The organism is Halopiger thermotolerans, assembly GCF_054654555.1.
The window spans coordinates 567,128-583,719 of sequence record NZ_BAAIEU010000002.1; the positions used below are offsets into that span (position 1 = coordinate 567,128).

Genomic DNA, 16,592 nt, shown 5'->3' on the forward strand with positions numbered 1-16,592 from the left:
GGCTGCAGCCGGTTTCGGCCGACTGCGGCGCCCGATCGCAGTTCCGGCGCGTGTGCCAGTCACAGCGTCTTCAACCCGCTCCCGGTCAGCGGCACGACGACCTCGTCGTCGCTCTCTAAGACGCCCGCCTCCCGGTACCGCTCGAGGGCCGCCGGGGCGGCCGCGCTCGTCGGTTCGACGTAGAAGCCGTTGCGGTGGAGGCGATCCAGCGTCGCCTCGATCGGATCCGCGCCGAGCGCGATGGCGTCGCCGTCGGTCTCGCGGATCGCCTCGAGGAGCTCATCTTTGCGGGCGGGTTCGGCGATCTGGATCCCGTCGGCGATCGCGCTGCCCGGTTCCGGGTCGCCGCCGGCGGCCGCGTCGTCGCCGTCCGTCTCGAGGCCCAGCCCGTCCTCGGCGAGCGCGTCGACGATCGGCGTGTAGCCGGTCGCCTGCGCGCCGAGGAGCCGGGGCATCTCGTCCGTGATGCCGGCGTCTCGAAGCAGCGAAAAGCCCCGATAGGCGCCGAGAAAGAGCGTGCCGTGGCCAATCGGGAGGACGACGGCGTCGGGGACGGTCCACCCCCGCTGGGCGGCGATCTCGAACGCGATGGTCATCGTGCCCGCGTAGAAGGCGGGGTTCCAGGCGTGGCTGGCGTACCAGCCCCGGCCGGACTGGCGGGGCGCGCCGGCGACGGCCGCGGCGTCGCCCTCGACGGCCTCGATGCAGGCGTCGGTCACGTCCTGACGCGTTCCCTCGATCCGCACCGGCCGGGCGTCGGCCCGCTGGATCGTCATCAGCTTCGACTGCTTGACGTCGGCGGGGACGTAGATGTCCGCCTCGAGGCCCGCGCGGGCGGCGTAGGTCGCGATGGCGGCGCCGGCGTTGCCCGAGGAGTCCTCGATGACCTTCTCGACGCCGAGTTCCATTGCTCGAGAGAGCGTCGTCGTCGCACCTCGATCCTTGAAGGAACCGGTGGGGAAGACGTACTCGAGTTTGAACTGGGCGTCCCACTCGGATTCGGGGGCCTCGACCAGCGGCGTAAAGCCCTCGTGGAAGGTGACGTGACGTTCGATCGGGAGGAACTCGAAGAAGGTCCACAGGCCGCGGCTGGTGTCGAGTTGCGAGAGCGGGAGCGGATCGCCCTGCGGCAAGGGCTGGTCGGCGAACTCGAGGGCGTGGCCGCAGGCGCAGCGCCAGGGTTCGTCGGGACCGGCCTCGTACGTGCGCCCGCAGTCGGGACAGACCAGGTCGGCGGGCATGTCAGTAGGAGTCGATGTCGGTCCCGACCGAGCAGACGTACTCGCCCGAGGCCACCTGCGGCAGTCGGCGGGTGCGCCAGAGGATCCCGTCGCTGTCGGCCGTCACCGTCGCCTTCGTCTCGCCGAAGGCCGTCGTCACCTCGAACAGTGTCTCGCCGCGGGCGACCCGATCGCCCAGGTCCTTCTGGAAATCGACGAGGCCGCCGTTCGGAGCGCCGTACTGCTCGAAGCCGTTGGCGCGGGTCTGGCGCTCGAGTTCGTGGCTCTCCGGGAGGAAATCGTAGTACCGGAGCACGTTGAAGACGCCCTCGACGCCCTTCCGAATGCTGGTCTCGTCCCAGCCGACGGTGCCGCCGAGTTCGGGGTCGACGGTCGGAATCCCCTCGTCGGGCGCCGCGCGGGCGAGCTGGCCGTCCGGTCCCTTCTGGTCGAGGACGTAGCCGCAGCCGAAGGCTTTCGCGAGTTCCAGACAGTCCTCGTAGAGGCGGTGGCGCTTGCCACAGCGGACGCGCACCTCGTCGATCATTCGGCTGGTCGAGCCCTGGTGGAGGTCCAGAATGATGTCCGCGCGGGTCGCGGCGTCGAAGGTCGCGGCGGCGATCCGCTCGCTCGAGGTGCCGTTCTCGTTGCCCGGATACGCGCGGTTCATCTTCGTATCGTCGATCGGGTTCCGGTGTTGGGCGACCTGGAACGCGTGGTAGTTGACGATCCCGACGATCAGGATCGTCCCCGAGATTTCGGCGGGATCGAGTCGCGGGACGACGCGCTGGATGACACCGATCCCGTTGAGTTCGTCGCCGTCGCTGACCGCCTGCATGTAGAGCGTCTTGCCCGGCGAGGCGCCGTTGACCACGGCGACGGGGAGACCGAAGGAACCGCCGTCTCGGGTCTCGCCGACCTCGAGACGGCCCGTATCGATCTCGCCGGGGGCCGCGCTCGCCGTTCCGAGCGTCGTCGTCATGTCATCCACGACGGACCGGTCGGCCTTTATTGGTTCGGTGTTTCCCGGGCGGAGGGCCGCCGTCGGCCCCCGATTGTGCGGGTGCGGCGTCCGGTGACGTCAGCGCGGTCGACTTACAGGAAAAGCCGATAGTAGTACGGACTCACGAATCCCTCGATCACCGCCGCGACGGCCAGCAGGATGCCGACGCCGACGAGCACCCAGAACGCGCGCTCGAGCCGATCCGCGAACGTCGCTCGCCTCATCCGGCCCCGCAGGGTTCGCCAGCCGTCGACCCCCACCGAAACCCCGAGCGCGCCGGCGACGAAAATCGCCGGAATCTCGATGATGCCGTGGGGGACGACGAACGCGAGCAACTCGAGGGGCGCGACCTCGAGGCGCGCGGTGATGCCGAGCGCGAGCCCGTTGAACAGCACGGCGACGATCGCCGGGAGGACGAACGCGACCCCGCCGTAAACCGTCGTGATCGCGACCAGCCAGTTGTTCCCGAAGAACTCGAGGGCGGCCGCCGGCGGGACGTGTCCCTCGAGGCGGGCGGCGATCGAGGTCTCGACCGCGCCGACGTACGGCTCGGCGACGACCCAGCCGGCCGCGAACGACCCGATCCCGAGGACCGCGACGAGCGCGTGGGTGCCGGGCGTCGATCTGACGAACGCGACCAACTCGGCCCAGCCGCGGCGCAGCCCGTCGACGAACTGCGTCCGCAGCGAGCGATCCGGACTCGTCGGCGGCCGCAGCCGGCCGCGGTAGGTGCCGTACAGCGACGTCTTCAGCAGGTCGAGCGCCGGCAGCAGGAGAAAGATCCCGAGCAGGGACGGGAACACGACGATCTCGACGAGCGCGAGGGCGCCCGACAGCGCCGACAGACCGACCAGCGCCCCGATAGAAAGCGCGTAGTAGAAGAGCGCGCCGCCGGGGTGCGTTCGAACGAAGCCGAGCGTCCGCCGGAGCGAGGCGAGGACGCCGACGTCGTCGACGACGACCGCGACCGGCGCGAACGCGAAGAGCGCGCGGACGACCGCGAGCGCCACGATCAGCAGGAGTGCGATCAGCAGGCCGGCGAGGATCCCGGACGCCCCGGCCCCCGCCGTAGCGAAGACGCCAGCGGCGATCGCGATTGCGACGCCGCCGCCGACCAGGAGGACGCCCCAGAGCAGCAACTCGAGCAGGTAGAGCCTGAGAAACCGCAGCCAGTGGCGGCGCGCGCCCGCGAAGCCGGCGTCGACGCCGCGCTCGTCGCGCAGGCGGGCGTAGCTGGCCGACAGCTGGCCGGCGGTGACGTACGGCGCCGCTACGGCCGCGACGAGAAGCACCAGGAGGATCGCGACGAGGACGAGCGCGATCATCGTCGGCGTCACGACCTGTTCGAAAACCGGGGTGAGTCCCTCGGCCCACCGTTCGAACGCGTCGGGATTCGCCTGCGGATCCGGCGGCGCCTCGAGATCGGCCAGTTCCGTCCGCGCGGCGGCGAGTCGGCCAGTCGTCCGGAGGTGGAGGTAGCCGGCGACGGCGGCGAAAAACGGGACGACGCGGACGATCGCGGGCACGGCGGCCCCGAGCAGATACAGCGGCAGGAGATCGCCGGGCCGGCGCCGGAGCACGGCGACGACGGCGGCGAGGTGGTCGGACAGAGCCATACGCCCGCTTCGACACCGTGTCAGTTAAACGAAGCTATCGGGACGCAAACGCGTCGGCGGTCGGTTCCCGCTCGCTCGAACGGGTAGCCCGAACCCCGCGGCACCTGCGCGGCGACGCTTCGGGCGCTCGAGCGCGTCCGCGAGTCGCACCGAACTCGAGCGGGGCCGAACGACCGCTCGGCGTGGGTACTCGGCGACTGACTGCTGCGCAGAACTGACGGGGACGCCCGTCGCGCGAAAGGCCGGGAATCGCCCCGGCCCGTCGGCGTTCCCTGATTGATGGTGGCGTAATCCGTTGTGACAGGAGCGTAACTACTCCTGCGGGTCAACCGACGACGGTGTCCCGTATAACGTCTTTTCACGGCCGAGTGAGTGTCCCGAACGCGGACACGCTCGAGCCGGGTGGGGAGGCCGCCGTTCAGAACGGGTACTCCCGCTCCTCGTGTTGGACCGAGATCCACTTCTTCTCGGTGACTTCGTCCATGATATCGGTGCTGTTGTAGCTGCCGACGCCGGAGGCCTTCGTCCCGCTGAAGGTGACGTGGGCCTCGTCGTTGATCGGCTGGTCGTTGACGTGGACGTTGCCGGTGTCCATGCGCTCGGCGATCTGCATTCCCGTGCCGATATCGCCCGCGTGAACCGACCCCGAGAGACCGTACTGGGTCGCGTCATGCATCTCGATCGCCTCGTCGATATCGGAGAACGGGATGACTGGCGCGATCGGACCGAAGTGCTCGTTGCACGCGGCGGCCATGTCGTTGGTCGCGTCCGAGATGACCGTCGGCGCCACCAGCAGCGAGTCGTCCACGCCGTCCATCGGCACCGTCTCGCCGCCCGTCTCGAGCGTCGCGCCCTGATCGATCGTCTCCTCGACGTACTCGAGCATCTCGTCGCGCTGGGACTCGTCGATGATGGGGGCGACGACGGTGTCCTCGTCGTGGGCGCTGCCGACCGGCAGCGACTCGGCGCGTTCGGTCAGCCGCTCGACGTACTCGTCGTAGACGTCCTCGTGGACGAGGTGGCGGTTGATCGAGATGCAGACCTGGCCCTGGTGGACGAACGAGCCGAAGACCGCCGAGTCGACCGCCTGCTCCACGTCGGCGTCGGCGGTGACGATGTGGGCGTTGTTGCCGCCCAGTTCCAGCGCCAGTTCCGCGAGGTTCTCACCCGCCGTCGCCGCGACGCCGCGGCCGACCGGCGTCGACCCGGTGAAGGCCACGAGGTCGCTCTCGGGGTGGCCGACGACGGCGTCGCCGACGTCGGAGCCGTGGCCGGTGACGACGTTGAGCACGCCGTCGGGCAGCCCGGCCTCCTCGTACAGCCTCGCCATCAGCAATCCGCCGGTGATCGGCGTGTTCGACGCTGGTTTGAGGACGACGGTGTTACCGGTCGCGATCGCCGGCGCGATGGCCCGCCCCGAGAGGTTCAGCGGGAAGTTCCACGGCGAGACGACGGTGACGACCCCCTGCGGTTCGCGCCGCACGAAGTTTTCCTTGCCCGGTACGTTCGAGGCGATCTGCTCGCCCTTCATCCGGCGTGGGAATGTCGCCGCCTCGGCGGCCTGGTCCGAGGCGATGCTAACGGACGTCTCGCCCATGATCGGGGCGCCGCCCGCCTCGTGAGCCAGTAGTTCCACGATCTCGTCTTCGTACTCCCCCAGCAACTGCGCGAACTCCTGGGCGACCTGCTCGCGCTCGACGGGCGGGGCGTCTTGCCACTCCTTCTGAGCGTCGGCGGCGGCCTCGTAGGCGGCCTCGACGTCCCCCTCGGTCGCCGCCGGGACGCGCGCGATCTCCTCGCGCGTCGAGGGATCTTCGACGGCGATCTCCTCGTCGCCTTCGGACGCGGTCCACTCGCCGTCGACGTAGAGACTGTTCCAGTCGGCCTCGATCGAGAGCTCCGGTGGCATCGCCCGCGATACGCGACTCCCGCGGAAAAGAAACCGGCCGGCCTCTGCGGAACGTCGGCTGCGAGCGAACGAACGAGTCGCTCGCCGATTCGGCCGGTCTCGAGCGGTCAGCGCGAGTACGTCTCGAGGCGCTCGATTCGACCGTCCGCGATGGCGAAGAAGTCGGCGAACTCGAACAGGACGCGATCGTCGTCGCCAGTCTCCTCGATCTCGATCACTCGGCCGCGGGCGGCGACGGTCCCCTCACCTGCAACGACGTCGACGACCTCGTGGGTCGTGTTCGGATTCGGTCGCCCCTCGCGCATGAACTGGACGAACGACGCGCGGTCGTCGAACGTTCGGTCGGGGCGTCGCTGGACGAAGTCGGGTGCGAGCACCGCCTCGAGGGCCTCGTAATCGTGCTCGTCGAGGGCGTCGTAGTAGCGGCGGACGAGGGCGCTCGCGTCCGCGCCTGCACCCGCGTTCGCGCTCGAGTCGCGGTCCGCGTCCGAATCCGAATCCATACCCGACGTTTCGTCGCGACCGCCAAAAGTGTGTGACGTGCTCGATCCGTTACTGTAACTGCGTTCAGAAAACGCTTACACGACTGTGCGTCATCCGTTATCGCATGGCAACCGCAGACGACGCCGACGCGGACGACTTCCGCGAGGTCGTCGCGCTCGAGGACCTCGAGGAATCGGGGCGTGAACTGGTGAGCCTGGCGGGGACGCCGATCGCCGTCTTCCACCACGAAGGCGAGGTGCGCGCGGTGAACAACCGCTGTCCGCACATGGGGTTCCCGCTGGTCGAGGGCACCGTCGACGACGGCGTCCTCACCTGCCACTGGCACCACGCGCGGTTCGAACTCTCCTGCGGCGACACGTTCGATCCGTGGGCCGACGACGTCCCCACCTATCCGGTCGAGGTCCGGGACGGCACCGTCTATGTGAACCCGACCCCGCCACGCGATCTGCCGCCCGACGAACACTGGGCCCAGCGCCTGGAGACCGGCCTCGAGGAGAACCTGCGGCTCGTGGTCGCCAAGTCCACGATCGGGCTGCTCGACGCAGACGTCGACTACCGCGAGCCGGTGGCCCGGACCCTCGCGTTCGGGACGCAGTACCGCGACTCGGGCTGGGGCTCCGGGCTGACCATCCTCGGTTGCCTGGCCAACGTGATCGACGACCTCGAGCCCGAAGATCGAAAACGGGCGCTCTACACGGGCGTGCGCCACGTCGCCGACGACTGCGCCGGCGAACCGCCGAACTTCGACCAGCCGTCGTTTTCGACCCGGGACGTCGACTTCGATCGGCTGAAGTCGTGGTTCCGGGACTGCGTCGAGGTGCGCGACGCCGACGGCGCCGAGCGCTGTCTGCGCACCGCCGTGGCCGCCGATCGGTCGGACGCCGAACTCGCCGAACTGCTCGTCGCCGCCGCGACGGATCACCCCTACCTCTCGAGCGGCCACGTCCTCGATTTCGCCAACAAGGCGTTTGAGACGCTCGAGCACGCGCAGGGGCGTGGCGACAGCGAGCGGGACCTGCGGGCCGACGCCCTCGCGAGCCTCGTCGATCCGCTCGTGACCGCCTCGCGAAGCGACGAGCAGTCGTCCTGGCGGCGGCCGATCGATCTCGTCGCGCTGCTCGAGGACGTCTACGGGGGCGACGTCTCGGAGACGGGCGGCCTCGAGGCGCTGGCGAGCGCCGGTGCTGGCGACGGGACGGCCGCTGACGTGGACGCGGACTCGTCGTGGTCGCCGCCCGACGGTTTTCAGGGGACGCTGCTCGGCGACGACCCCGAGGCGATCGTGGACGCGCTGGCCGACGCCGTCCGGGCGGGCGCGACGACCGAAGACCTCGCTCGCGAGGTGGCTTACGCGGCAGCGACGCGGGTCGCCCAGTTCGGCACCGCCAACGAGTTCAGCGACTGGAACACCGTCCATCACACCTTCACCTACGCCAACGCCGTCCGCGGGTTCGCGCGCCGAACCGACGCGCTCGAGACCTACCGCGGGGTCTTCGACGCCGCCGTCAACGTCTACCTCGACCGGTTCCTCAACACGCCGCCGGCGCCGATTCCTGACCCCGGCGAGAACGAGACCGGCCGCGACCCCGACGCCGCGCTCGAGGACCTGCTCGAGACGTTCGACACCGAAGGTGAGGTGAACGAGGCCGGCCGACTCGTCGGGGAGTTCTTCGACTGCGGTGGTGACCCCGACGACTTGAAGCGGGCACTCGGTCGCGGGCTCCTGCGCGAGGACGCCGGCTTCCACACGCTACAGAGCCTCGAGGCGGCGTTCCGGCAGTTCGATCTCGCGTCCGAGCGGGCGGCTGCTCGGGACGGTTCCGACGAGGAAACGGAGGCGGTAGCGACCGAGACAGCCCTCGATCGTCGCCGCCGCGTGCCGCTGATCGCGACCGCCCGTTACATGGCGGCCCACTTCCCGACGCGCCGGGAGGCCGAGCAGACGTTTACGATCGCCGCGCGGCTCAATCGCGGCGAGGCGATCCACGACGACTGATCGAGGGGGCGGCCGCGAGCGCCGGCAGCCGGTCCGTCGCGCTTTTCTCCCCGCTGCGCGTACGGTCGCGCGTGGAACTGGAGTGTCACGTCTACTACGAGGGCGACGACGACCCCGCGAAATGCACCGCCCGCCGCCTCGAGAAGTTCGACGAGGCGACCCTCTACCGCTCGATGGGGCAGGTGCCCTACGGCGTCGTCCTCAATCCCCACGCCGACCGGGCGCTCTCGCCGGCCGACGCCGAGGAGGGACTCGGCACGCTGGTCGCGCTCGACTGCTCGTGGGAGTCCGCCGAGGCGGCCTCCTTCCGGATGAACGGCGTCCACCGCGCGCTGCCCTTCCTCGTGGCCGCGAATCCGGTCAACTACGGCCGGCCGTTTCGGCTGACCACCGTCGAGGCGCTGGCCGCCGCCTGCTGCATCCTCGGCGACCGGGACCGCGCCGAGGCCCTGCTCGAGCCGTTTCGCTGGGGCGAGACCTTCCTGACGCTCAACGAGGAGCCGCTGCGGCGGTACGCCGACTGCGCCGACTCGAGCGAGATCGTCGCCGTACAGGACGACTATCTGGCCGACGAAGACGAGGGTGAGGACGAGAACGAAGCCGGGACCTAACCGGGAACGCGCCAACCACAGCGGTTAAATGCACCACGGCCGAACGCAGCGACATGCCAAGTTTCGACGCTGCCGAGGAACGAACGCTCGAGAAGATGATCTGCATGCGCTGTAACGCGCGCAACCCCAAGCGCGCCGACAGCTGCCGGAAGTGCGGCTACGAGAAGCTTCGCCCCAAGGCGAAGGAGCCCCGCGCGGCATAATCGGGCGTCTCGGTTCGTCTTCTTTCCGTTTCGCTCCCGCTCGAGTCGCAACGCCGTCCCGCGCCGCGGCCGGAACAGTGTCGTCGGACGGCGCTACTGGTCGTCCGGATACTTCGGCTCCCGCTTCTCGGCCCGCTCGAGCGCCGTCTCCACGACGTCCCGAACGTCGCCGTGGAAGACGCCGCCGTGGCCCGCGTACATGTGCTCGACGGAGTCGGGCAGGCGCTCGAGTAAGTCCTCGATGCTCTGGATGAGCCGCTCGCGGGACTGGCCGGCCATGTCCGTGCGGCCGAAGCTGCCGTAGTCGAAGGCGCCGTCGTCGTGGACGACCACGTCGCCCGAGAACAGCGACGACTCGGAGACCAAGGAGACGTGATCGTCGGCGTGGCCGGGCGTGTAGACCACGTCGAACGCCTCGTCGCCAATCCGGATCGTGTCGCCGTCCTCGAGCGCGCGGTCGCGCAGCGGGTGGTCGTCGTAGGCGTACACGTCGGGATCGAAGGCGTCGACGACGGCCTCGAGTTGCTCGACGTGGTCGCCGTGCTGGTGGGTCAGCACGACGGCGTCGAGGTCGTCGGTGTACTCGCGGATCTCGTCGACGACGCCGTCCCAGGCGCCGGCGTCGACCAGCGTCGTCTCCTCGCCGAGCGCCAGAAAGGCGTTACACGTGAACGTCTCCGCGGGTTCGGTGACGTGGTGAACCTCCATACGCGTCACGTCGTCGGGAATCGACAAAATCCTGGCGTCGGCGCTCGGCACTCGCCGCCGTTCGCCAGTTGGGCTCTCGATTCTCGATCGGACCGTCGGATCGTTTCACTTTCCGCGATATTGAAACGAGTAACCATGGATTTTTTCACTTCCAACCGTTTAGAACGACGTGTATGGGATTCGGGAGCTACGACGAATCCGAGCAACAGGAAGTCGACGCCGATTTTGACGACGACGATGCGGTGCAGTCTTCGTCGACCGATCACGAGGGAACGATCGAGTTCGAAAACGGGGCCTCGAGCGACGAACTCCTCGATCGACTGCAGGAGATCAAAGACGAGGAGTAACGAGTGATGAAGCCCGGGGTGCGGGCGCTGGGCATCGCCGAGTCCTACGGCGGTGATCGCGACGAGCAACGCGACGGACAACGGGACCGCCCTCGGAGCACCCTCGCGGCCGCGGTCGTGCGCGCCGATCGCGTCGTCGACGGCCTCGCCTACGAGGCCTGCACCGTCGGCGGCACGGACGCGACCGCGGCCGTCCGCTCGCTGCTCGAGGCGGTCGGTCGACCGGACGTGCGCTACGTGCTGCTCGGCGCCGTCGCCCCCGCCTGGTACAATATTCTCGACCTCTCGCGGATTCACGAGGCTGCCGACCGGCCCGTGATCGCCGTCACCTTCGAGGAAAGCGGCGGTCTCGAGGCCGGGATTCGAGACGCCTTTTCGGGTGCCGAACGCGACGAGCGACTCGAGGCGTATCGCTCCCTGCCCGACCGACGACCGCTGTCGGTCAACGACGACACGGTCTACGTCAGGCACGTCGGCTGCGAGGCCAGCGAGGCCGCGGCGGTCGTCCGGGCGTTCACGCCGGAGGGCGGCCGTCCAGAGCCGATCCGCGTGGCCCGGGTCGCCGCTCGCGCAGGCAATGCGTACGTCGGGTCGGGCGATGAGGGCGATGAGGGCGGTGGAGGTGGCGGGAGCAGCGGGAGCGGCGGGAGCGGCGAGTGACGGTCGCCGCTCTCGAACACCCGCCTCGAGCGGTCGTCGTCTGCAAACGCGAACGGCGAAAGGCGAAAGACGTAGTAGCCGCCCGCCTGAGCGACACCACATGAGCGAGCTGAACGCGGAGGATCTCTGCGTCACCGAGTGTACGCACTGTCCGGCGCTGGTCGAGTCCCGAAGCCGGATCGTCAACGGGATCGGCCCCGAGGACGCCGACGTCCTGTTCGTCGGCGAGGGCCCCGGCGCGCAGGAGGACGCGGAGGGCGAACCCTTCGTCGGCCGCAGCGGCAGCGTCCTCGACGAGCAGCTCCGGACGGTCGGCCTCGACCGCGAGACCGTCCGGATCACCAATTGCGTGCGTTGTCGGCCGCCCGAGAACCGCGACCCCACCGACGAGGAACTCGAGCACTGCCGCGGCTACCTCGAGACCGAAATCGACCTCGTCGATCCGGACGTGATCGTCACGCTCGGAAAGGTCCCCAGCGAGCACCTGCTCGAGCGTTCGGTCGCCGTCACGAAGGAAGCCGGATCGCTCGAGGAAGTTCGCATTGCTGGCACGCCCCGCAGGCTGTTGATCTGCGTCCATCCCGCGGCGACGCTGTACGACCGCAGTCAGGAGGAGACGTTCGAGTCGGCGCTCGAGCGCGCGGCGGACCTGGCGGACGTCGACGGCAGCGAGAGCGGCCAGACGCGGCTCGACGGCTTCTAAGTCTTCGCCTGCTCCCGCGAGCGGTTATCACACATCACACTTCGTCCCGGTCCGTGAACGTGTAGCGTCGCGCGATCGTCCCGTCCTCGAACTCGTGGAAGTCGGCGAAGTCGAACTCGACGTTCTCGTCGCCTTGAATGCCGGAAAAGCTCCCGCGGACGGCGACGGTGTCCCCCTCGACGACGACGTCGCGAACCTCGTGGGACCCCTCCTCGAGCGGCCGGCCGTCGAGATAGAACTCGCGGAGTTCCTCGCGGCCCGTGATCGCGCCCTGCCCGGGGCGCTCGTATCGGATGTCGTCGGCGAAAAGGTCGACGAGGGCGTCGTACCGCCCGGCGTCGACGTACTCGTAGTAGTCACGGACGACGGTTTCCGGGTCGGTGCTGGTATCGGTTCCGGTGTCGGTATCAGTGCTAGTGTCGGTATCGGAACCGACGTCGGAGTCGGCATCGCCATCGCTGTCGACCATACCGGACCTACGCCCGCGGCAACCTAAGGAGCAGGAAAGACGCCCGGAGTACGTCCGCTCTCGATTGCGCGAATGGCAATACACTTCACCGTTCCGCCCCCAGTTCGAGTATGAGCAGCGTTTCGGCTTCGACCGACCAATCCCTCGCGTCCGTCGTCGTCGTCGACTACGGACTGGGGAACCTTCGCAGCGTCACCCGCGGCTTAGAGCGCGCGGGCGCCGACGTCACGATCACCGACGACCCCGACGCCTTCGCCGAGGCCGACGGCGTCGTCCTCCCCGGCGTCGGCGCGTTCCGCGAGGGCGTCGAGAACGCCGCACCGATCCGCGAGGATCTCCTCGAGGTCGCCCGGCGCGACCAGCCGCTCTTTGGCATCTGCCTCGGCATGCAGATGCTGCTGACCTCGAGCGAGGAGGGGGCGACCGACGGCGAATCCGCCGTCGAGGGGCTGGATCTGATCCCCGGGACGAACGTCCGGTTTTCGGACGGCCAGAAGGTCCCCCACATGGGCTGGAACGAACTGGACGTCCAGCGGGATCACCCGCTCGTCGAGGGCATAGACGGCCAGTACGCCTACTTCGTCCACTCCTACTACGCGGTCCCCGACGACGAGTTCGCGACGGTCGCCAGCACCGATTACGAGCGGGAGTTCCCCTCGATCGTCGCCAACGACGCGGGGAACGTCTTCGGCACGCAGTTCCACCCCGAGAAGAGCGGCGAGACGGGGCTGCAGATTCTGCGGAACTTCGTCGAGATCTGCGCGGACGCGTAGGGTTCGATTTCCTCTCGGACAGTTTCGATACGGTTTGTAACTGCGATCGCTCAGTAGCCGGCGCGGAGACACACCCCTCGTTGCCGCTGTATGGGCGCTCGAGAGGTTCCGAAAGCCGGAAATTCCTACAGTATTCATGATGGTAATCCATCGCGGGTTCCGATAGCGCTACAACGGGATCGAGCAACGAACTTGATTCCGGCATTCATAAATAGCTTACTTTCGTGATAGTCCACTAAGTGAAGTGACCGTCACGACGGTCACTCGGAAGTGACCGTCCGCGTCCGCTCGAGTCGGCTCGAGGCGCTGTTTTGACTCGATTTTCGGCTCGTCGCGGCTGCCAGCATCGTCTCGGACGCGACCGACCCCCGTTTCGAGTCGACGGCCCGGTCGAACGCTTACAGCGGCAACGCGGGGTGTGTGTCTCCGTATACAGCGGCACCGAGGGGTGGAAAACGACCCGCTCATTTCCTATAGAAACCCTTTTCAATCAATACAGCGGAAATACGGTGTCCGTCCCGCTCCTGCCGATTCGCCCGCAGAACGGGACACCGTCGTCGATCGGTACCGATACAGCGGCACTCCGGGGTGGCCGCGCGCTATACAGCGGCACTCCGGGGTCCCGCTGCGGAGCTGCGCCGTAACTCGCGGGCCGCTCCGAACGGCCGCCGATCCGACTCGCCTATACAGCGGAAATCCGGGGTCCGTTTCGACCTATACAGCGGCACCGAGGGGTGTAGATACAGCGGTTTGGTTCTTGACTCCTTGAAATCTCGAGTATACAGCGGCACTCCGGTTCCGAACGTTTAAGAGGCCAACGCCGAATGTCTCGAGCGATTGAATGTCGGGCTCGACGGATTACTTCGGGAGCGAAAACGAGATCTTCCGCAACAAGGAGCTGCTGCAGGTTTCCCACCTCCCGGACGGCGATCGGATCATCGGTCGCGAGGACGAACTGACGAACCTCGCGAACGCGATCAAACCGGCGACGCGGGGGAACACGCCGAACAACGTCCTCGTTTACGGGAAGACGGGGACCGGCAAGTCCCTGTGCTCGAAGTTCATCACGAATCAGGCGATCGAGCGCGCCAAGGGCAACGACGTCTCGATCGGCGTCGCGTACGTCGACTGCCTTCAGGAATCGACCGAGACTCAGGCCGTCCAGTCGGCCGGCCATCAGCTCAACGATCAGGCGGAGACGGACATTTCGATCCCCCACTCGGGGCTGAGCACCGCCGAGTACTACCGGCGCCTCTGGCGGATCATCGACGCCCGCTACGACGTCGCGCTGATCATCTTAGACGAGGTGGACAAGATCGAGGACGACGACATCCTCATGCAGCTCTCCCGGGCCGTCGAGTCCGGCAAGCTCACCGAGAGTACCGTCGGGGTCATCGGCATCTCGAACAAGGTCCGGTACAAGGACTCGTTGGACGAGCGCATCAAGTCCAGTCTCTGCGAGCGCGAGTACGTCTTCTCGCCCTACGATGCGACTCAGATCCGCGAGATCCTCCGCTCGCGCTCGGACGCGTTCCACGAGGGCGTCCTCGAGGACGGGGTCGTCCCCCGAGTCGCCGCGCTTGCGGCCCGGGAACACGGCGACGCGCGGAAGGCGATCGACATTCTGCGGTTCGCGGGCGAGATCGCCGAGGAGAACGACCTCGAGCGGGTCACCGAATCCTGCGTCGATCAGGCCCACGAGCGCGAGGAGACCAGCCGGCTGGCCGAACTCATCTCCAAGAGCCCGAGCCACGCGAAGCTGGTGCTCGAGGCGATGGCCCTGCTCACCCAGCGGAAGGAGGGCGACGACGCGCCCGTGACGACCAACGAGGTGTACGACCTCTACAAGCGATTGTGCGACCGCGATCAGTCGGACCACCTCAAACTGCGCCGCGTCCGGGACATCCTCTCGGAACTCGAGTTCCTCTCGATCATCGAGCAGGAGCGCAAGTGGGCCGGCAAGGGGAAGGGCAACTACATGGAGAATCGGCTGATCGACGACCCCGAGGTTATCATCGCGGCCTGCAACGAGTCCGATTGAGCGACTGCGGCTACGGGCTCCGCCTCCGGCCGCACTGAATAATACGCCGCACTATGATTCTCCGACATCAGTACTATCGGCCGTCGGCATCGTGAGGCTCGGCGGTGGCGTCGGGTTCGCCGCGTTCGGAGTTCTCCGGGTTCGGATTGAACCGGAGACGGCAGCGGCGGCGGAAACGGTATGAATACTACCGGTCAGTCGACAGCGGTCACAACAGTTCGCGCACGTCCGAGTACCACATGTCGTGGTAGTCGACGTGGCCGATCCGACGGGCGATCGCAACCGCCAGCGCGTGCCAGCAGAGATCGGTCGGATCGTCGGAATCGAGGTTGTACTCGCTGTCCTTGCAGGTACAGCCCCCGTCCTCGACGATGTACTCGTCGTCGTAGCCGACGACGATCGTGAAGTCACGGTAGGACTTCACGCGGTTCTCGCCGACGGCCTCGATGGCGCGGACCCCGCGGTCGCCGTGGAGGCGGGAGATTCGCTCGACGATCTCGGGCGTCAGCTCGCCCGCCTCCTCGAGGTCGGCCTGCCATCGCTCGACGGGGGTGGCCTCGGACACGTGCCCGACTGGGTACCGAACCGTAAAAATCGGTTTGGTTATCGGTTGTGCGGACGGACGCCGATCGACGAGCTGAACGCGGTCTCGAGCGACTCGATCTCGGCCCTGCCGGAACCGGTTCAAATCGGCCTTCGACTCGATCCGACGTGTCTGCCGGGGCGATACTCGGTCGAGATGACGGTTAGCGGAACGCGAAAATAGGCGCTCCGCGGAGTATACCTATGGGGAATCGGTACCGAAACCGAACAGCTGTCGGCGGGCGGGGGACGATCGCGATCGTCGGCGCGCTGTACGTCGCGCTCGCGGTCGGCTGGGCGATCGAACGACTGACCGCCGGAAATCCGGCTTCGAACGTCGCGCTCGTGGCCGCGTTCATCGGCGTCCCCGGTCTGGTGCTGCTGTACGGGGCCTATCGATTACCGAAGACCGACGTTCAAGCCGCGTACTACCCGACGATCGCGGGCTGGTGTCTCGGCGGGATCGGGCTGTTGCTGGCCATGCTCGCCGTCTACCACCTCGAGCCCGCCGACAGCGTGACCGATCCGGTCCGGGCCGCGCTCGTGCTCACGGCCTTCGGCGCCGTCGCGGGCTTCGCCGTCGGCAGGAACGACGCCCTGGCGAAGACCCGGGCGCGCGAGATCGACTGTCGGAACCGCGACCTCGAGCGAATGACGGAGCGCCTCGACGACACGGTCGCCCGGCTCGAAGACGCCAATCGGGAGCTCGAGGCGTCGAACGAGCGCTTAGAGCAGTTCGCCTACGCCGCTTCCCACGACCTGCAGGAACCGCTGCGGATGGTCTCGAGTTATCTGACGCTGGTCGACGACCGCTACGCCGACGACCTCGACGACGATGCGCGGGAGTTCATCGCGTACGCGGTCGACGGCGCCGAGCGGATGCGCGAGATGATCGACGGTCTCCTCGAGTACTCGCGGATCGAGACGCAGGGTGATCCCTTCGAACCAGTCGACCTGAACGAGGTGCTTGCGGCTGTCCGACAGGACCTCGAGGTGCGGATCGCCGAGAGCGACGCCGTCCTCGAGGTCGACCCGCTCCCGACCGTCGAGGGCGACCGGAACCAGCTGCGCCAGCTGTTCCAGAATCTGGTGGCGAACGCTCTCGAGTACAGCGGCGACGAGCCGCCGCGGGTTCACGTCGGCGCTGAATCGGGCGGGTCGGACGGGGACGGCGCCGACTGGACGATCTCGGTCGCGGACGAGGGGATTGGCATTGATCCGGCCGATGCGGACCGCATCTTCGGTAC

Annotated in this window: 17 protein-coding genes; 9 read left to right on the top strand and 8 right to left on the bottom strand. The window is 67.9% G+C overall.

Going from position 1 to position 16,592, the window contains the following annotated elements:
• Positions 1–59: 59 nt before the first annotated feature.
• The 5 genes from ACYQ26_RS05275 to ACYQ26_RS05295 form a co-directional block, all read right to left on the bottom strand.
• Positions 60–1,241: a pyridoxal-phosphate dependent enzyme gene (locus ACYQ26_RS05275; protein WP_459807720.1), complete on the bottom strand. Its 1,182-nt coding sequence runs from the start codon at positions 1,239–1,241 to the stop codon at positions 60–62.
• 1 nt (position 1,242) lies between these two features.
• A complete protein-coding gene (locus ACYQ26_RS05280) occupies positions 1,243–2,202 on the bottom strand; it encodes a succinylglutamate desuccinylase/aspartoacylase family protein (RefSeq protein ID WP_459807722.1) in 960 nt (319 codons plus the stop codon).
• A 113-nt stretch (positions 2,203–2,315) separates the two neighbouring features.
• Entirely contained in the window at positions 2,316–3,839 is a 1,524-nt protein-coding gene (locus ACYQ26_RS05285; RefSeq protein ID WP_459807724.1) for a stage II sporulation protein M, read from the bottom strand.
• A gap of 418 nt (positions 3,840–4,257) precedes the next feature.
• Positions 4,258–5,748, bottom strand: coding sequence for an aldehyde dehydrogenase family protein (locus ACYQ26_RS05290; RefSeq protein WP_459807726.1), 1,491 nt, complete (start codon positions 5,746–5,748; stop codon positions 4,258–4,260).
• A 107-nt stretch (positions 5,749–5,855) separates the two neighbouring features.
• On the bottom strand, positions 5,856–6,251 hold the full coding sequence (locus tag ACYQ26_RS05295; RefSeq protein ID WP_459807729.1) for a nuclear transport factor 2 family protein: 396 nt from the start codon (positions 6,249–6,251) through the stop codon (positions 5,856–5,858).
• A 104-nt stretch (positions 6,252–6,355) separates the two neighbouring features.
• Here ACYQ26_RS05295 and ACYQ26_RS05300 point away from each other — a divergent pair, with 104 nt between their 5' ends.
• The 3 genes from ACYQ26_RS05300 (at position 6,356) to ACYQ26_RS05310 (ending at position 9,062) form a co-directional block, all read left to right on the top strand.
• Complete coding sequence (locus tag ACYQ26_RS05300; protein ID WP_459807730.1) at positions 6,356–8,248, top strand: Rieske (2Fe-2S) protein; 1,893 nt, start codon at positions 6,356–6,358, stop codon at positions 8,246–8,248.
• 77 nt (positions 8,249–8,325) lie between these two features.
• Positions 8,326–8,859, top strand: coding sequence for a DUF367 family protein (locus tag ACYQ26_RS05305; RefSeq protein ID WP_459807768.1), 534 nt, complete (start codon positions 8,326–8,328; stop codon positions 8,857–8,859).
• 53 nt (positions 8,860–8,912) lie between these two features.
• Entirely contained in the window at positions 8,913–9,062 is a 150-nt protein-coding gene (locus ACYQ26_RS05310; protein WP_459807732.1) for a 50S ribosomal protein L40e, read from the top strand.
• 93 nt (positions 9,063–9,155) lie between these two features.
• On the opposite strand, the gene ACYQ26_RS05315 is transcribed toward ACYQ26_RS05310, so the two are convergent.
• Positions 9,156–9,770 (bottom strand): MBL fold metallo-hydrolase, encoded by a 615-nt coding sequence (locus ACYQ26_RS05315; protein ID WP_459807734.1) that lies wholly within the window; start codon positions 9,768–9,770, stop codon positions 9,156–9,158.
• Between the two features lie 173 nt (positions 9,771–9,943).
• Here ACYQ26_RS05315 and ACYQ26_RS05320 point away from each other — a divergent pair, with 173 nt between their 5' ends.
• The 3 genes from ACYQ26_RS05320 (at position 9,944) to ACYQ26_RS05330 (ending at position 11,480) form a co-directional block, all read left to right on the top strand.
• The gene (locus ACYQ26_RS05320) at positions 9,944–10,117 is read left to right on the top strand and encodes a DUF5786 family protein (RefSeq protein WP_459807736.1); all 174 of its coding nucleotides are present in this window, start codon (positions 9,944–9,946) and stop codon (positions 10,115–10,117) included.
• 6 nt (positions 10,118–10,123) lie between these two features.
• On the top strand, positions 10,124–10,777 hold the full coding sequence (locus tag ACYQ26_RS05325) for an endonuclease dU (protein WP_459807738.1): 654 nt from the start codon (positions 10,124–10,126) through the stop codon (positions 10,775–10,777).
• A gap of 100 nt (positions 10,778–10,877) precedes the next feature.
• The gene (locus ACYQ26_RS05330) at positions 10,878–11,480 is read left to right on the top strand and encodes a uracil-DNA glycosylase (RefSeq protein WP_459807740.1); all 603 of its coding nucleotides are present in this window, start codon (positions 10,878–10,880) and stop codon (positions 11,478–11,480) included.
• Positions 11,481–11,514: 34 nt separating this feature from the next.
• On the opposite strand, the gene ACYQ26_RS05335 is transcribed toward ACYQ26_RS05330, so the two are convergent.
• Positions 11,515–11,949: a nuclear transport factor 2 family protein gene (locus ACYQ26_RS05335; RefSeq protein ID WP_459807742.1), complete on the bottom strand. Its 435-nt coding sequence runs from the start codon at positions 11,947–11,949 to the stop codon at positions 11,515–11,517.
• A gap of 110 nt (positions 11,950–12,059) precedes the next feature.
• On the opposite strand from ACYQ26_RS05335, the gene hisH reads away from it, so the two are divergent.
• Together hisH and ACYQ26_RS05345 are read left to right on the top strand one after the other, a co-directional pair.
• Positions 12,060–12,722 (top strand): imidazole glycerol phosphate synthase subunit HisH, encoded by a 663-nt coding sequence (gene hisH / locus ACYQ26_RS05340; RefSeq protein ID WP_459807743.1) that lies wholly within the window; start codon positions 12,060–12,062, stop codon positions 12,720–12,722.
• 841 nt (positions 12,723–13,563) lie between these two features.
• Positions 13,564–14,763: a Cdc6/Cdc18 family protein gene (locus ACYQ26_RS05345; RefSeq protein WP_459807745.1), complete on the top strand. Its 1,200-nt coding sequence runs from the start codon at positions 13,564–13,566 to the stop codon at positions 14,761–14,763.
• Between the two features lie 208 nt (positions 14,764–14,971).
• On the opposite strand, the gene ACYQ26_RS05350 is transcribed toward ACYQ26_RS05345, so the two are convergent.
• On the bottom strand, positions 14,972–15,328 hold the full coding sequence (locus tag ACYQ26_RS05350; RefSeq protein WP_459807747.1) for a hypothetical protein: 357 nt from the start codon (positions 15,326–15,328) through the stop codon (positions 14,972–14,974).
• A gap of 221 nt (positions 15,329–15,549) precedes the next feature.
• Between ACYQ26_RS05350 and ACYQ26_RS05355 the strand changes: the two genes are divergently transcribed.
• On the top strand, positions 15,550–16,592 hold a 1,043-nt coding region (locus ACYQ26_RS05355), incomplete at its 3' end, for a sensor histidine kinase (RefSeq protein ID WP_459807749.1).

Coding starts and splice junctions, on each gene's coding strand:
- ACYQ26_RS05275 (WP_459807720.1), bottom strand. CDS start 1,241: ATGCCCGCCGACCTGGTCTGTCCCGACTGCGGGCGCACGTACGAGGCC.
- ACYQ26_RS05280 (WP_459807722.1), bottom strand. CDS start 2,202: ATGACGACGACGCTCGGAACGGCGAGCGCGGCCCCCGGCGAGATCGAT.
- ACYQ26_RS05285 (WP_459807724.1), bottom strand. CDS start 3,839: ATGGCTCTGTCCGACCACCTCGCCGCCGTCGTCGCCGTGCTCCGGCGC.
- ACYQ26_RS05290 (WP_459807726.1), bottom strand. CDS start 5,748: ATGCCACCGGAGCTCTCGATCGAGGCCGACTGGAACAGTCTCTACGTC.
- ACYQ26_RS05295 (WP_459807729.1), bottom strand. CDS start 6,251: ATGGATTCGGATTCGGACGCGGACCGCGACTCGAGCGCGAACGCGGGT.
- ACYQ26_RS05300 (WP_459807730.1), top strand. CDS start 6,356: ATGGCAACCGCAGACGACGCCGACGCGGACGACTTCCGCGAGGTCGTC.
- ACYQ26_RS05310 (WP_459807732.1), top strand. CDS start 8,913: ATGCCAAGTTTCGACGCTGCCGAGGAACGAACGCTCGAGAAGATGATC.
- ACYQ26_RS05315 (WP_459807734.1), bottom strand. CDS start 9,770: ATGGAGGTTCACCACGTCACCGAACCCGCGGAGACGTTCACGTGTAAC.
- ACYQ26_RS05320 (WP_459807736.1), top strand. CDS start 9,944: ATGGGATTCGGGAGCTACGACGAATCCGAGCAACAGGAAGTCGACGCC.
- ACYQ26_RS05325 (WP_459807738.1), top strand. CDS start 10,124: ATGAAGCCCGGGGTGCGGGCGCTGGGCATCGCCGAGTCCTACGGCGGT.
- ACYQ26_RS05330 (WP_459807740.1), top strand. CDS start 10,878: ATGAGCGAGCTGAACGCGGAGGATCTCTGCGTCACCGAGTGTACGCAC.
- ACYQ26_RS05335 (WP_459807742.1), bottom strand. CDS start 11,949: ATGGTCGACAGCGATGGCGATGCCGACTCCGACGTCGGTTCCGATACC.
- hisH (WP_459807743.1), top strand. CDS start 12,060: ATGAGCAGCGTTTCGGCTTCGACCGACCAATCCCTCGCGTCCGTCGTC.
- ACYQ26_RS05345 (WP_459807745.1), top strand. CDS start 13,564: ATGTCGGGCTCGACGGATTACTTCGGGAGCGAAAACGAGATCTTCCGC.